Genomic DNA, 15,270 nt, shown 5'->3' with positions numbered 1-15,270 from the left:
CCCCATAGAAACTTCAATCATCTCTTGTTTGTTTTAGTGAGGCTTAACATGACACAAATACATGAAATCAATGCTCTGAAAAAGTATGTCAGAGCGACAAACTTTCTTGCGACCTCGCAAATTTACCTCAAACAAAACGTCTTACATAAACGTCCACTTGCCCATACTGATATCAAGCCACGTTTACTTGGCCATTGGGGTACCTGCCCAGGTATTAACTTTGTCTATGCCAACATTAACCGCTTGATAGTGAAGCATAACCGCTCTTTTATCTATTTAGTCGGTCCAGGCCATGGTTTTCCTGCTGTACAAGCAAACTTATTCATTGAAGGCTCTTTAAGTCATTTCTACCCAGAAACTATTCCCTACAATGAAACTGGCATCGAAGATATTTGTAAGAAGTTTTCTGCCGCTTATGGTTATCCTTCACATGCAAACCCTGAAGCACCTGGACAAATTCTTGAAGGTGGCGAATTAGGCTACTCACTATCAGTAGGCTGGGGGGCAGTATTAGATAATCCAGATCTGATCGCAACCGTCTTAATTGGTGACGGCGAAGCAGAAACGGGACCATTAGCCGCATCTTGGTATGCAAACCGCTTAGTTTCACCTGCGACCAGCGGTGCAGTATTGCCAATTGTGCATATTAACGGCTATAAGATTTCCGGTCCTACCCGCATGGGACGTATGAGCCATGAAGAACTGGATCTTGAATTCCGTGGTCTTGGCTATTTCCCCATCATAGTTGATAACGAATTAGAAGAAGATATCTATGTGCAGATGACAAATGCCATGGATACCGCTTATACCATGATCAATGACATTCAACGTCGAGCACGCAGTGGCGAAGATGTAGTTAAACCAAAATGGCCAGTCATTTTAATGCGCACAGCCAAAGGTTGGACTGGTGTCAGTGAATATAAAGGTAAGAAATTAGAAGGTAACTGCGAATCGCATCAAGTAATCGTCAATAAATGTGCTACTGATAAGGGCCATTTAGATGCACTGGATAATTGGCTTGCCAGTTACGACTTCCAAGAACTCTATCAAATGAATGAAAAAGGCGAACTGATTTTTGATGCCGACATTTGTTCATTAATCCCACCCAAGCAACTTGCCTGTGGCCGTCAACATTTAACCTATGGCGGAGAAGTTGTTAGAGCATTAACCAATCCAGATCTTGAAAAACTCAGCTATGGCCCAGAAGTACCGCGTGGTCAACGTGGCTATTCAATGTTAAAAATGGGCGAATGGATGCGTGATGCATTCAAGTTAAACCGCGACCAACGTAATCTACGTATCTTTAGCCCTGACGAAACCTATTCAAATCAACTACAAGCTGTATTTGAAGAAACCGATCGTGCATGGCAGTGGCCAATTGAGAGTTGGGATGAAGATATGTCCCGTGAAGGTCGAGTCATTGAACTGCTTTCTGAAAACTTACTTTTTGGCATGCTACATGGTTACACAGTAACAGGCCGCCACGGCATGCTACCCACCTACGAAGCATTCTCACAAGTTATCTCATCGATGGCCGATCAGTACTGTAAATATGTCTACGCCAGCCAAGGCGTACATTTCCGTAAGCCACTGCCAGCCTGTAATGTCGTATTATCTTCATTACTTGAGCGCCAAGATCATAATGGCTATTCACATCAAAACCCATCTTTCCTTGGGGCTATGCTGGAGAAACATCCAAAAATAATCTCGGCTTACTTACCCGCAGATGCCAACAGCACATTGGTTTATACAGAGCGAGCCTTCGCTGACCGTGACAAACTTAATATTCTGGTTGCAGGTAAAAAAGAATTACCACAATGGCTAAGCTTGGAAGAAGCGCGTAAACAAACAAAAGACGGCGTAATGGTGTGGGATTTTGCCTCAGATGAGAATCCCGATATTGTGCTGGCAGGTTGTGGTGATTATGTCACTCAAGAATGTATGGCTTCTCTAGTATTAATCAGAGAACTCCTTCCAAGAGTGAAAATCCGCTTCGTTAGTGTCACTGAATTAAGTAGTGATGGCTTAGGTAGCCGTAAATTTAAAGAAAAACCTTGGTTAATGGACGAAATATTTACTCAAGATAAAGGCGTGGTATTCAACTACCATGGTTACCCAAATACAATCAAAAAGTTAATTTTTGATTACAAAGGCAGCCGTCGCTTCAGAATTAAAGGCTACGAAGAAGAAGGTTCAACAACAACGCCATTTGATATGGGTGTTCGTAACGGTACATCACGCTATCACCTTGTAATTGATATGGCTTACAAGCTGTTCCAACAGGGTGTTATTGATGAAACTATGCACGTCTCTATTACCACTGATATGCTGCAAAGATTAGTTGACCACCGCAACTATATTAAAGCGAATGGTGTAGACCCAGTGGAAATCGAAAATTGGGTATGGACACGCTAATAGAAACATCTAATTAACATTAGATTGTAATTTAAAGGCATTCTTCGGAGTGCCTTTTTTGCATTAAAAATACCAGTTACAGAATGACAACCTTTAAAAGGTTGATCTTAATACTGGAAAAAGTTAACAAACCAAGTGATAATTAACCGCTGGCTAAAATATCAAAGGATCCCCACACTAAGTGCTAGCAATGTTTTGCACAAAACCAGCAAAGCATATTGGTGGAGAATCATAATCAATGGACGTAAATAAAATGATGAAGAACACATTAAAAGTAGTATTACTGACATCTCTGCTTCCACTCGCAGCCAGCGCATCTCAGGAACTTACACCTTGGTATGTTGGTGCCGGTTTAGGCGTTAATAACTATGAGCACGTTGCCACTCAGAACGGTGAAGACAGTCCATACGCTTGGGATGTTTTCGCAGGCTACATGTTCAACGATTACTTCGGTGCTGAAATCGGCTTCCGTGATTTAGGTAATGCAGATTGGAACGCAGCGGGTATCAGCAATGATGCAAGCGTAAAAGGTTCTACACTTGGTCTAGTTGGTATTTGGCCACTAGCTAACCGCTGGAGCCTATCAGCTGAAGCTGGTGCAATGTACTATTCACTCGAAAACAGCCAAAACAATGGTGTAACGTCGAGCAAATACAGTACAAATGATTTTGCTCCATATTTAGGTGCTGGTGTTGGTTATAACTTCACTGACAACTTAAAATTACAAGCTAAATATCGTCGTTATGAAAACTTAAATGATGATTACAATATTGTTGAAGCTGATAGCAACTACTGGGGTCTAGAACTGAGCTACCGTTTCGGAACTCCAGTTGCAGCAGCTCCAGTTGCCGCAGCAGTCGTTGCAGCAGCACCGGTTGATTCTGACAACGATGGCGTTTACGACGACAAAGATCAATGTCCAGCAACACCAGCAACTCACAAAGTTGACTCTGTTGGCTGTACTATCTATGAAAACGTGAAGAACAAAGAAGACGTAGGTTCAATCCAGTTTGCTAACGATTCTGCTGTAGTTAAAAATGTTTACTACAAAGACATCGAAAGATTAGCTAACTATTTGAACAAAAACCCAGCTTTCACTGTTGAAATCGCAGGTCACGCCTCAAATGTAGGTAAACCAGAATACAACATGGAATTGTCTGACAAACGTGCTGACGCCGTTGCCAAGATTCTTGTAGAGAAATATGGTATCAGCGGAAGCCGCGTAACTTCTAACGGCTACGGTGTTACTCAGCCATTGGTTGCTGGTGATTCAAAAGAAGCTCACGCTGCGAACCGTCGCATCGAAGCTATCGTGACTACCACAACAAAACAACCTGTTCTGAAGTAATAGTACTTACTGAAGTAAAAAAGTCGCTGCTTGCAGCGACTTTTTGTTTTTGTGGGGTATACACTAGGACAAGCGACGCCCTCTATTGCAGCCAAGATGATAGCCCGTAGCTCGAACCATACCTTAATAGACATAAAATTGTCATTTTTGTAATTTTTTTACATTCAAGGTTGGAAAAGTTGGCAAAATCGCTTCTAATAGTCATCAGTGAATTCCGAGTTAAAACTGCTACCTGAGAAGGATGTTTTTCATGGCCAATACATTAGAGCAACTCAAGTTATATACCACTATCGTCGCTGACACAGGCGACATCGAAGCGATTAAACGCTACCAACCTGAAGATGCGACCACTAATCCATCACTCATCTTGAAAGCGGCTCAAATTCCTGAATATGAATCCCTTATAGATAACGCTATCGACTGGGCAAAATCACAAAGTACCGATCTCGTGCAGCAACTTGATGATGCCAGCGACAAACTAGCGGTCAATATCGGCGTAGAAATACTGAAACTCGTTCCTGGCCGTATTTCAACTGAAGTTGATGCCCGTTTATCATTCGATAAAGAAAAATCAATCGCTAAAGCCCATAAATTGGTTCGCCTATATAAAGAAGCGGGTGTAGATAAATCACGCATTCTGATCAAACTCGCTTCAACTTGGGAAGGCATTTGTGCCGCTAAAGAACTAGAGCAAGAAGGCATCAACTGCAACTTAACCCTACTATTTAGCTTTGCTCAAGCGCGTGCGTGTGCCGAAGCGGGTGCTTATCTCATTTCTCCTTTTGTAGGCCGCATACTTGATTGGTACAAAAAAGATACGGGTAAAGATTACAATGCCGTAAATGACCCTGGTGTCATTTCAGTTACTGAAATTTATAACTACTACAAACAACACGGTTTTGACACTGTTGTTATGGGTGCAAGTTTCCGTAATATCGGTGAAATTATTGAGCTAGCAGGTTGCGATCGTCTGACCATTGGCCCTTCTCTATTAGAAGAACTGGCTAATTCGCAAGTTGACATCACACCTAAACTGGTTGCAGCAACGACCACTGTCGCTGCAGAACCCCCATTGACTGAAGCACAATTCCGTTGGGACTTTAACCAAGATCCAATGGCGGTTGATAAGCTTGCCGAAGGCATTCGAAACTTTGCGATAGACCAAGGTAAGCTCGAAGTGATGCTCACGGCTAAGCTCGCGAACTAAGTACTCTGGAGACGGTGAAATGACACTCTTGACCCAAAGCTCAACATGGCAAGCTTTATCAGCACACAGTAAAAATGTTCCGCATATGCGGGAATTGTTTGCAACTGACGCGGCACGTTTCAATAAAATGTCGCTATCAGCCTGTGGTTTATTACTGGATTACTCTAAAAACAGAGCAACAGCGGAAACGCTGGATCTGTTATTTGCGTTGGCAAGCAATAGCCAACTTGAAGCAAAAATCAAAGCGATGTTTGCAGGTGAAATCATTAACACCACAGAGAAGCGCGCCGTACTGCACACAGCGCTTCGCAGTACTGCAGAACAATCGATTATTGCTGAGGGTCAAGACATAGTTCCTGAAGTTCAACAAACTCTAGATAAGATGCAAGGGTTTGTGAACTCAGTGACGTCAGGTCAATGGAAAGGTTACACAGGTAAAGCGATAACCGATATTGTAAGTATTGGTATTGGCGGCTCTTTCCTAGGCCCCAAAATCGTCTCTCAAGCGTTGCGCCCTTATTGGAACCCCGAATTAAATTGTCACTTTGTGGCAAACGTCGACGGGACTTCTATTAGTGAGAAGCTGAAGTTACTGGATCCTGAAACGACCTTGTTCATCATGTCATCCAAATCTTTCGGGACACAGGAAACCTTAACGAATACCCTCACCGCAAGAGACTGGTTCCTAGCGAAAGGCGGTTTGCAGTCTGATGTGGCAAAACACTTTGTCGCAGTCACTTCAAACGTGGCAAAAGCGACAGATTTTGGTATCGATGCAAACAATATTTTCCCTCTGTGGGATTGGGTTGGTGGCCGTTACTCTCTCTGGTCAGCGATTGGCTTGCCGATTGCACTTTTGATCGGTATGGATAACTTCAGAGCTCTACTCACGGGTGCGCATCAAATGGATGAGCACTTTGCTACAGCCCCACTGACTGAGAATATGCCAGTTATCATGGGATTACTCTCCCTATGGTACGGAAACTTCTTTAATGCTCAGTCCCATGTCGTATTAACCTACGATCATTATCTGCGAGGCCTACCCGCTTACTTCCAGCAGCTCGACATGGAAAGTAACGGTAAGTCAGTCACCTTAAATGGTACTGATGTTGACTACAGCACAGGTCCCGTCATTTGGGGGGGCGAAGGCACTAATGGCCAACATGCCTACCACCAGCTATTACATCAAGGTACCGCACTGATCCCTGCCGATTTCATTATGCCGCTGCAAAGCCATAATCCTATCGGTGAGCACCATGACCAATTAGCGTCAAACTGCTTCGGTCAAACCCAGGCCTTAATGCAAGGTCGTACTTTTGATGAAGCTTTAGCCGAACTTGCTAATAGCGCATTATCCGCCACAGAGAAGCAGCTGATCGCTCAACATAAAGTCATGCCTGGTAACAAGCCGAGCAATACCTTACTTATGGATAAGCTCACTCCAAGTACCCTAGGCGCTTTAATTGCCTTGTATGAACATAGAACCTTCGTTCAAGGTGCTATTTGGGATATCAACTCCTTCGATCAATGGGGTGTAGAACTCGGTAAGAATCTCGGTAACGATGTGTTAGCACGCATTGGCGCAGAGCAAGATTCCGATGCTTTAGATGCCTCAAGCAACGCATTGATTAACCTTTATCGACAAGGCAAAATCTAATCGAACAAAAAGCCAGCAATTGCTGGCTTTTTAATTCTACCCCGTTCTTTTTATTAAATTTTCCTGCTTAACTCCGCTCTACTTCTGCATATAACATCAATGACATATCACTCAAAGTTCATTTCAACTTAACACAAATGAAACATAATTCTTGCACCCTGTTTTAAAAATATGTTATTTAATCGCTGACAAAACATACAACAACAGGAGGTTGCCATGGATCGTTTAGATTATGGTTGTGCGCTAGATGAAGTCGTTGAAAGACCCGATCGTTCGCGAGGCTCCAATAAAAAGCGTAAATGGCGTGAGATCGAAGCGTTAAAAGATAAGCATCGTTTGCTCAAAGAACTCCAAGAAATCGATAATAACTTTAACTACGACATTGATGCTATCCAGTTGTAATTACATGTTTATATGAGCTAGTTATCATTTCAAACATGAATAGAAAAGCGCCCTTCGGCGCTTTTTTTATTTACAACTATTGGAGCAAACAGAATATAAACGGGGTATGGTCTTACGAGCAGGAGCTTTAAAAACACATCAAAAAAAACCAGTAAGTTACGATAAAAACCAACGTCATCGACACCGATAATACTTTACAAATCCCAACCAACTTTGGCTCACGAGACATCGCCGTCAGAATCAAAAATGTGCTCCTCAGCCTTATAAAAACACCAGCTTAAGCCCACAACATGGACCCAATAAACTAAAGAGTATTAGTCAGACGCTGTGAGATAAACCCGTAAATCTTCAAATTCTTTCTGCTCTCGATCCAGAAACAAAGGATCATCGATCAGCGATTTCTGACACTCTAACTCAATAACTTGCCAATCTTGCTCAGTTAAACTTTTGGCTAACAAAGGAAATATTTCCCGTTCCTCCATCTGCATATGTCGCTCTTGCAATGCGACATACTCTGCAAAATCAACAATCAGTTTCTCGCGGGCAACCACAATATCACTGAGGATCAAGTTTAAAGTCGCCATCAAGGTGGCCGAGGATAGGATCACCGACTCATGTTCGGCACTCAATTTATCGATAGTATCGTTCGTTTTATGGGCTAGGTAGTAGGCATAAATAATGTCTTCAATGGGATGATGGCAACGTTCAGCATATCCTTGCATATATTCAACAATATCGCGCACGACGCTGAAGTTGATTGACTCACCTTCGGATAGTTTCATCTGCTTGTTTTTTAAAACATTTAGCAATACAGCTATATGTTTATGATCATGCATGAGTCTTTTAAGCATAATGCCTCCTGAATATGGGTCTGACTATTGATACTAGCCAAGTCGTGAACTAACACCAATATAACAGGCTAAAACCTGTTCACTTTATGACGTTGATCAAGTAAATCACATACCAAACAGTAAACAGACCACAAACATTAGCACGTCTCGGCATATTTCAGGGAAATTTAGCTGTTTATCTCACCACTTTGCGATTTCTAATCACTTTTTATTCGTAAATACCACAACCACATAGTCATTTGGCAAGCTGATGTAATTGCTGTTGTAGCTTTTTAAACTCAAGTCTTAATACTTGCTGCGATTCGATTAACTGTGCTTCATCGACATCCTTAACTGCAAGATACGGGTAATCCTTGAGCAGTTTTTGTTCCAGCACGAATGCTTGCTCAGTCTCCTTCGCTTCGATGAGGACTTGTAACCGATGTAAATACTCAGTCAATGACACTTGGTTGATTTCAGCAGGCTCAGATAATTTTGGTGCATTCATAGACCTTGCAGCGATAGCGGGGCTAATTGCATCCTGCTGCTCAGTTGCTCCCAATGCGGCTTTAGCTTGCTGCATTTCCGTCTGTCTTTTATGTTCAGCCACGGCTTCTGTTTGCATGTTTAAAGATTGCATCGCTTCAGTATCAGCCATTCTTGCCATCGTTTGTGGCGCAGGGGCACTCATCACCATAGGACTTGGAGCAAGTGCATCTTCGACTTGAGGTCGATTCAGCACCAGCAGACCAACAACAAGCACTAACGATGCCGCGCTCGATAACGCCCAAGGATGGCGTCGCCAGACGGAACTTGGCGCTTCAACGGCGGTTATTTTGCTTTGATGCATTTCAGCTAAGTGAGTTTGCGCCAGCTGCAAGATATCTTGATCGAGTTGCTGCGGTGGAACCTCTAAAGCTTGTTGGCGATACCAAGCTAATACCTGCTGTTGCAGCGCAATCTCATCGGCATTTGAAGAAGAATTACTCATGACCCGCCTCCTGCCATTTCGCGCTGACACAATCTTTTAGGCTTTGGTAAGCATAACGAATACGGCTTTTAGTCGCTTCTAAGGTCACGCCCGCAATGTCGCTAATGATGGCAGCCGTAAAACCCATTTCAATATTCAGGATAAATGCCTCTTTCTGAACTTGGGGTAACAGTGCGATACAGGTCTTTAGCAATAAGCTCTTTTGCGCTTCTTGCCACTGCACATCGGGCTTATCTTGCTCACCCGCCACAAAAGTATCGAGTCCTGCATCATCTTCATCAGTAGCGACTAAATCCACGGGCTTAACCGCCCGAACATGATCAATCAATAAGTTATGAGCGATACGATACAACCAGGTAGTAAACTTAGCACTGGCTTCATAGTTAGCCGCAGCGCGGATCACCCGCCCCCAGGTTTCTTGATACAAATCTTCAGCTAACTGCTTATCACCTAACTGGCGTACAAAATAGCGATAGAGTGCACCTTTGTGCTTCAGGTATAACTGTTCAAATGCTTTTGAATCGCCCTTGGCATAGCACAACATCAATTGCTCATCTGAGTGCTCATGGTTTGATAATTGCGCTATTGCTAATGCCACGGGAAATTCCTCATCATTGGGGTTAGCCCCACGAATTTACTTTTACTATTGTAATCTCTCATTGCGCGTATTGCTCTTGTCTCTCACTGGCTCGCCATGAAGCTTATCTTGGGGAGGAAAAGGTTTATCCGTACCATCGAATACCTTCTTAATCGGCACATGATTAGATTGCTCTATGGCCGCGGCGGTTTCCATTAATTGCACAAACTCATGGCGATATCCAAAAGGATCGTCCCCTAATGCCGAACGTGCTAACTGGCTTAACTTAGTATAATCAAATTGATGTAGATAATGGCTGCCATTCAGTAATTGCCCTAATCCTGCAACCGCTGCTGCAAATCTAAAATCATCACTCGCTTGTTCTAACAGCTTAACATTTTGGTCTAACCTGATGGGATAGCTCAGTAACTGACTCTGTGTTTGCTCTGGCAGCTTGTATCTCAGTTTAAGGAAAGCGATTTCTTCACGGCTGTATTTTTCTTGCCCCGTTTGAGCATCAACGCCATATCTGAGTTTATCATTCGCCATCTGCCCTGCTTCAACATATCTTAATTCATATAAGGCAGTCACTGTATGACCCGCGCCAATTTCGCCCGCATCCACCTTATCGTTGTTGAAATCCTCCCGTGCTAAAGCACGATTCTCATAACCGATTAGACGATACTCAGACACTAAGGCCGGATTAAACTCCACTTGCACTTTGACGTCTTTAGCAATAGTGAACAAGCTTGAACTTAACTCGTCCACCAGCACTTTTCGAGCTTCATTCAGGGTATCGATATAGGCATAGTTGCCATTGCCCTTATCCGCTAATTGCTCCATGAGTTGATCGTTGTAATTTCCCAAACCGAACCCTAAGGTTGTCAGGCCAATACCATGATCTTTTTCCTTCTCAATCAAGGCAATCAAATCATCAAAATCTGTCATACCAACGTTGAAATCACCATCCGTCGCGAGGATGACTCGATTAATACCATGGGGGATAAAATGCTTTTTCGCCAATTGATAGGCTTGTGTGATTCCTTGCCCACCATTGGTTGAACCACCTGCGCTCAATTGCTCTAACGCATAGGTTAAAGTTTGAGTGTCATTCCCCGACGCGCCATCGAGCACCACACCAGCAGCCCCAGCATAAACAACAATAGAAACTTTATCCTGCGCGCTTAATTGCGCCGTCAGCAACTTGAGTGCTGTTTGCAGTAAAGGCAATTTATCGGCAGATGCCATAGAACCTGACACATCGAGCAAAAAGACTAAGTTACTGGCGCCTAACTGAGATTTAGGTAAGTCATACCCTTTAAGACCAATCCGTAACAACATCATGTCATCGTTATAAGGGGATGGCGCAAGCTCTGTCGTAACGCTAAACGGCGCGGCATTTTTAGCAGGTAAGGGATAGTCGTAGGAAAAATAATTGAGCATTTCCTCAACTCTGACTGTACCTTTCTCGGGCAAGCGCCCTTCCCTCAGCATTCGTCTTAAGGTGGCATAACTGCCAGTATCGACATCGATGGAAAACGTCGATACTGGGATTTCTCCGGCCACCATGATGCCATTTTGCACCAGCGGCTCGAATTTATTTTGTGCTAACGGAATCGCGGCATAGTCTGACGGCATTGGGGCTATGTTCATTCCCATCACTGCACCATGGGTAGACATTTGCATCGGCACCGCGACTCTGGCCATCTTAGTAGCATCAAGCATTTCAGCACGGCGCAGTGACACTTCTTTATGACTCTGCTCGGCTTGCAGCTCCGCTTGTCGTTGTTGAGCCTCAGAGCCTTTACCGCCACAGGCCGTTAAACTCAGCATCACTAAGAATAAAGCTGCGCTATTGCTCGCCGATATGCTGACGCTTCCCCAAGATAATAAGGAATGTGTAATGGTTTTCTGGGAGTATATTGTTTTCATGTTGAATGCCTTTGATGTTGACCTAAGGCTGTAAACGGCGCAAATGACTAAAAGGGTTAAAGTATCAAAATATTTTACAAACCACTCTTAAATGAGAATCAAACAGCCTCCAAGCACACTTTTTATACAAAACAAAGTATTTTCAATCGTTTTTGCAATCAAGCTCACACTGCGTCTTGTATCAGGTCACTAAAATAGAAGCTTGTTACTCGCCTCGCTATGGGACCCACTCGTGTCACACTCAGCTCATTTGTTTTCCCTAAGAATCGCCCACGCACTCACAGAAGCTTGCGTGAAGGATAAGTATTCGTTTAAACGTTTTGGGCAAGATCTTCTTGCAGGTCTCACTGTCGGCATTATTGCCATTCCGTTAGCAATGGCATTAGCCATTGCCAGTGGAGTTGCACCTCAATACGGTTTATACACTGCGATTGTCGGCGGTTTTATTATCGCCATATCTGGCGGCTCACGTTATAGCGTGTCAGGCCCGACAGCGGCATTCGTAGTATTGCTCTATCCAATAGCCCAACAATTTGGTTTAGCAGGATTATTAATCGCGACTGTGATGTCCGGAATGATACTCGTCGGCATGGCAATGCTGCGACTTGGCCGATTAATTTTGTATATCCCTGAATCTGTCACCTTAGGCTTTACCGCGGGGATAGGTGTCGTCATCGCTACCTTGCAGCTCAAAGATTTTTTCGGACTCGAGATAGCCCAGATGCCAGAGCAATATCTGGCTAAGTTGATGACATTAGCTCAAGCGCTACCCTCGGTGCATTTACCTAGCCTACTGGTAGCATCCGCGACCTTAGCGACTATGCTACTTTGGCCAAAACTCAAAACACCCGTGCCAGCGCACCTTCCGGCAATCATACTCGGCACTATGTTCGCCTTGGTTCTCAATGCCATGGGTGCAGATATAGAAACCATAGGAACCCGTTTTCACTATCAACTGAGTGATGGCACCACAGGCATGGGAATTCCTGCCGTATTACCCAGTTTCGAATGGCCTTGGCTGCAAGCTGGCGCGAATGGCCAAGCCTTTCAGTTTAATCTCGCGACCTTTCAAGCCTTATTACCTGCAGCCTTTGCCATTGCCATGTTAGGCGCAATTGAATCGCTACTTTGTGCAGTGGTGCTCGATGGCATGACAGGTAAACGTCACAGTGCCAACAGTGAATTACTAGGGCAAGGTATAGGTAATATCATCACGCCGTTTTTTGGTGGTATTCCGGCAACGGCAGCAATTGCCCGTAGCGCGGCAAACGTCAAAGCGGGCGCTCAGAGCCCGATAGCGGCCATGATCCACGCCATAGTAGTCTTAATTGGTTTAGTTGCCTTAGCGGGCGTATTAGCTTATTTGCCCATGTCAGCCATGGCAGCCCTGCTACTTGTTGTGGCTTGGAACATGAGTGAAGCCCACAAGGCACTACATTTAATTAAAACTGCGCCCACCAGCGATATCATGGTTTTTGTCAGTTGTTTTTCATTAACGGTTATTTTCGACATGGTGATCGCCATCAGTGTTGGAATTATCCTTGCTGCCTTGCTGTTTATGAAAGAAATTGCCGAGATGACAAAGCTTTACGATATCAGCACCAACAAGCGTTATGTGGATCAAGAGCTACCTGCCGATTGGGCTGTCCTTAAAATTAACGGGCCGCTATTCTTCGCTGCTGCTGACCGCATTTTCTCCGAAATCGCGAGTCTCACTGAAGATAAACAAGTGATAGTGCTTTATCTCGATGGAGTATCTATTCTGGATGCGGGAGGATTAGCCGCACTGACGAAGCTGATTGAAAAATGCAAAGCGAATAAGACTAAGCTCATTATCGCCGATCTGCAGTTCCAGCCCATCCGAACGCTGGCGAGAGCGAAGATCCAGCCAATTGAAGGTGTGTTGAAGTTTTACTCGACCCTACGTGAAGCCATGACAGAAGCGCCAGTTATCACTCAGCAAACTGAAATCACTGCGGATAAGCAGACACAGTAAACCAGTAGCACGATCTCAGGGCTTAATGTTGCTGACTTATCTCAAAGGCCAACCTCAGTGTTGGTCTTTTTTATAGCTCCATCACCTCACCTATTCATCGCCGCGAAAGACGTTTTTTCACACGCAAAAACGGGCAGAAATCGTTAGGATCATGGTATTATTCAGCGCCATGATGCTAGCTACCGATGACGGCTAGACAAGCATCAACTGTACCTAGACCTGAAACAAGGTCAAAATATAATTAAAATTAGTGAGTTAAGGAGTTATCATGCAAGCCCTTGTTGCTGTTGTTATGGGTTCTAAAAGTGATTGGCCCACGATGGAAGCCGCCGCTGAGATAATGGATAAACTGCAAGTGCCTTATCATGTTGAAGTGGTTTCCGCCCATAGAACGCCAGATAAACTCATGGAGTTTGCAGCCTCTGCCGCCGAACGTGGTTTTAAAATCATCATTGGTGGCGCCGGTGGTGCAGCGCACTTACCCGGTATGATTGCCTCTAAAACTCGCTTACCCGTATTAGGTGTACCAGTCCAAAGTAAAGCCCTGTCAGGTATGGATAGCTTATTGTCTATCGTTCAAATGCCAAAAGGCATCGCCGTCGGCACCTTAGCCATAGGTACAGCGGGCGCATTCAATGCGGGATTATTGGCCTGCCAAATCCTTGCGAATAACGATACAGAATTAGCGGCTCGTGTTGACGCTTTCAGAGAAGAACAGACCCGTGCGGTACTGGACAATCCAGACCCGAGGGAAGTCTAATGACCCAGACAAACACTAAACCTAAGGTTTGGGTATTAGGTAATGGTCAGCTGGGCGCCATGTTGACCCACGCTGGTGAGCCATTAGCGATTGAAGTTAACGCCGTCGATATCATGACGCCTACGGATGACATTCTACCACTCGCGCCCCACGACATTATTACCGCCGAGCGCGAACAGTGGCCAGAGTCCGCCCTGAGTTTACAACTCAGCTCACACCCCCATTTTGTTAATGGTCCGGTATTTAGCCGTTTAGCCGACCGTTTTAGCCAAAAAAGTCTACTCGACCAGCTCAGTGTTCCCACAGCGCCTTGGACCTTGGTCGACGATAACACCCAAGTCGATACCCTGTATCAGCACTATGGTCCTAGAGTCTTGATGAAACGCCGTACTGGGGGTTATGACGGTAAAGGTCAACATTGGCTAAAAGAAGCCGAAGCGGGTGATATTCCAAACGATTGGCGTAACCTTGCGATTGCTGAGCAAGCGATTAATTTTGATGAAGAAGTATCATTGGTTGGCGTGCGTACTCGCAAAGGCGAATGTGTGTTTTATCCGCTGACGCTGAACTTGCATCAGGACGGCATTTTAATGGCGTCGATTTCGCCACTGGCACGCTTAAGCCCTTTGCAAGCCCAAGCCGAAGCTATGCTCAGCGCCATTATGCACGAGCTTGAATACGTTGGCGTGATGGCGATGGAATGCTTCCGTGTTGGTGATGAGTTATTGGTGAATGAGCTGGCGCCGCGAGTGCACAACTCTGGCCATTGGACTCAAGCCGGAACCCATATGGATCAATTCCAGCTGCATCTTAGAGCACTTTGCGGAATTGCGATCCCACAGCCACAAGTGAATTTTCAGTGTGTTATGGTCAACCTTATCGGTATCGATAATGACCCTCGCTGGTTAAGTTTGCCCAATGCTGAGTTGTACTGGTACAACAAAGAAGTTCGCCCGGGTCGTAAAGTCGGACATTTAAACCTATCAGTGCCAAATCAAACTGTGCTCAACCAGAGCATAGCCGCACTGCAAACTTGGATGCCAATCCAATACCAAGCACCATTAGCTTGGATATTGGCCGAATACGCAGAAAATTCGCGTTAATTCAGTATTTAGTACCAAAATCACTGATATGAAATTGTTCACAGTTTCATAT

12 protein-coding genes are annotated in these 15,270 nt (G+C 44.5%); 8 read left to right on the top strand and 4 right to left on the bottom strand.

Annotated elements, in window-relative coordinates; translation table 11 throughout:
• Positions 1-48 precede the first annotated feature (48 nt).
• The 5 genes from L5M37_RS21720 (at position 49) to L5M37_RS21700 (ending at position 7,029) form a co-directional block, all read left to right on the top strand.
• Positions 49-2,415 carry a phosphoketolase family protein gene (locus tag L5M37_RS21720; RefSeq protein ID WP_105249944.1) on the top strand — a complete coding sequence of 789 codons (2,367 nt, stop codon included), beginning with the start codon at positions 49-51 and terminating at the stop codon, positions 2,413-2,415.
• Between the two features lie 238 nt (positions 2,416-2,653).
• A complete protein-coding gene (locus tag L5M37_RS21715; protein ID WP_028760930.1) occupies positions 2,654-3,763 on the top strand; it encodes an OmpA family protein in 1,110 nt (369 codons plus the stop codon).
• 250 nt (positions 3,764-4,013) lie between these two features.
• Positions 4,014-4,970 (top strand): transaldolase, encoded by a 957-nt coding sequence (gene tal / locus L5M37_RS21710; RefSeq protein ID WP_028760931.1) that lies wholly within the window; start codon positions 4,014-4,016, stop codon positions 4,968-4,970.
• 19 nt (positions 4,971-4,989) lie between these two features.
• Positions 4,990-6,627, top strand: coding sequence for a glucose-6-phosphate isomerase (gene pgi / locus L5M37_RS21705; protein WP_263191551.1), 1,638 nt, complete (start codon positions 4,990-4,992; stop codon positions 6,625-6,627).
• Positions 6,628-6,843: 216 nt separating this feature from the next.
• On the top strand, positions 6,844-7,029 hold the full coding sequence (locus L5M37_RS21700) for a DUF3545 family protein (RefSeq protein WP_006080618.1): 186 nt from the start codon (positions 6,844-6,846) through the stop codon (positions 7,027-7,029).
• Between the two features lie 314 nt (positions 7,030-7,343).
• On the opposite strand, the gene L5M37_RS21695 is transcribed toward L5M37_RS21700, so the two are convergent.
• The 4 genes from L5M37_RS21695 to L5M37_RS21680 form a co-directional block, all read right to left on the bottom strand.
• Positions 7,344-7,880, bottom strand: coding sequence for a hemerythrin domain-containing protein (locus L5M37_RS21695; protein ID WP_263201821.1), 537 nt, complete (start codon positions 7,878-7,880; stop codon positions 7,344-7,346).
• A 235-nt stretch (positions 7,881-8,115) separates the two neighbouring features.
• Entirely contained in the window at positions 8,116-8,850 is a 735-nt protein-coding gene (locus L5M37_RS21690; protein WP_263201820.1) for a hypothetical protein, read from the bottom strand.
• Complete coding sequence (locus tag L5M37_RS21685; RefSeq protein ID WP_105249949.1) at positions 8,843-9,448, bottom strand: sigma-70 family RNA polymerase sigma factor; 606 nt, start codon at positions 9,446-9,448, stop codon at positions 8,843-8,845. The genes L5M37_RS21690 and L5M37_RS21685 overlap by 8 nt, the downstream gene beginning before the upstream one ends.
• Before the next feature lie 45 nt (positions 9,449-9,493).
• Positions 9,494-11,359 (bottom strand): vWA domain-containing protein, encoded by a 1,866-nt coding sequence (locus L5M37_RS21680; protein WP_263201819.1) that lies wholly within the window; start codon positions 11,357-11,359, stop codon positions 9,494-9,496.
• Between the two features lie 232 nt (positions 11,360-11,591).
• On the opposite strand from L5M37_RS21680, the gene dauA reads away from it, so the two are divergent.
• From dauA to purK, 3 genes are all read left to right on the top strand, one after another.
• A complete protein-coding gene (gene dauA, locus L5M37_RS21675) occupies positions 11,592-13,355 on the top strand; it encodes a C4-dicarboxylic acid transporter DauA (RefSeq protein ID WP_173496303.1) in 1,764 nt (587 codons plus the stop codon).
• Positions 13,356-13,623: 268 nt separating this feature from the next.
• Positions 13,624-14,115, top strand: a complete 492-nt coding sequence (gene purE / locus L5M37_RS21670) for a 5-(carboxyamino)imidazole ribonucleotide mutase (RefSeq protein ID WP_168823554.1) — start codon at positions 13,624-13,626, stop codon at positions 14,113-14,115.
• Positions 14,115-15,218 (top strand): 5-(carboxyamino)imidazole ribonucleotide synthase, encoded by a 1,104-nt coding sequence (gene purK, locus L5M37_RS21665; protein WP_168823556.1) that lies wholly within the window; start codon positions 14,115-14,117, stop codon positions 15,216-15,218. The genes purE and purK overlap by 1 nt, the downstream gene beginning before the upstream one ends.
• Positions 15,219-15,270: the final 52 nt, after the last annotated feature.

The organism is Shewanella sp. SM69 (genome assembly GCF_025653985.1).
Classification (GTDB): domain Bacteria; phylum Pseudomonadota; class Gammaproteobacteria; order Enterobacterales; family Shewanellaceae; genus Shewanella; species Shewanella oncorhynchi.
The sequence above is the reverse complement of the archived record's forward strand: the minus strand, read 5'-3'. Positions and strand labels throughout refer to the sequence as shown.

What these genes read in the sequence shown, in the direction of transcription:
- L5M37_RS21720 (WP_105249944.1), top strand. Translation starts at nt 49, where the DNA reads ATGACACAAATACATGAAATCAATGCTCTGAAAAAGTATGTCAGAGCG.
- L5M37_RS21715 (WP_028760930.1), top strand. Translation starts at nt 2,654, where the DNA reads ATGGACGTAAATAAAATGATGAAGAACACATTAAAAGTAGTATTACTG.
- tal (WP_028760931.1), top strand. Translation starts at nt 4,014, where the DNA reads ATGGCCAATACATTAGAGCAACTCAAGTTATATACCACTATCGTCGCT.
- pgi (WP_263191551.1), top strand. Translation starts at nt 4,990, where the DNA reads ATGACACTCTTGACCCAAAGCTCAACATGGCAAGCTTTATCAGCACAC.
- L5M37_RS21700 (WP_006080618.1), top strand. Translation starts at nt 6,844, where the DNA reads ATGGATCGTTTAGATTATGGTTGTGCGCTAGATGAAGTCGTTGAAAGA.
- L5M37_RS21695 (WP_263201821.1), bottom strand. Translation starts at nt 7,880, where the DNA reads ATGCTTAAAAGACTCATGCATGATCATAAACATATAGCTGTATTGCTA.
- L5M37_RS21690 (WP_263201820.1), bottom strand. Translation starts at nt 8,850, where the DNA reads ATGAGTAATTCTTCTTCAAATGCCGATGAGATTGCGCTGCAACAGCAG.
- L5M37_RS21680 (WP_263201819.1), bottom strand. Translation starts at nt 11,359, where the DNA reads ATGAAAACAATATACTCCCAGAAAACCATTACACATTCCTTATTATCT.
- purE (WP_168823554.1), top strand. Translation starts at nt 13,624, where the DNA reads ATGCAAGCCCTTGTTGCTGTTGTTATGGGTTCTAAAAGTGATTGGCCC.
- purK (WP_168823556.1), top strand. Translation starts at nt 14,115, where the DNA reads ATGACCCAGACAAACACTAAACCTAAGGTTTGGGTATTAGGTAATGGT.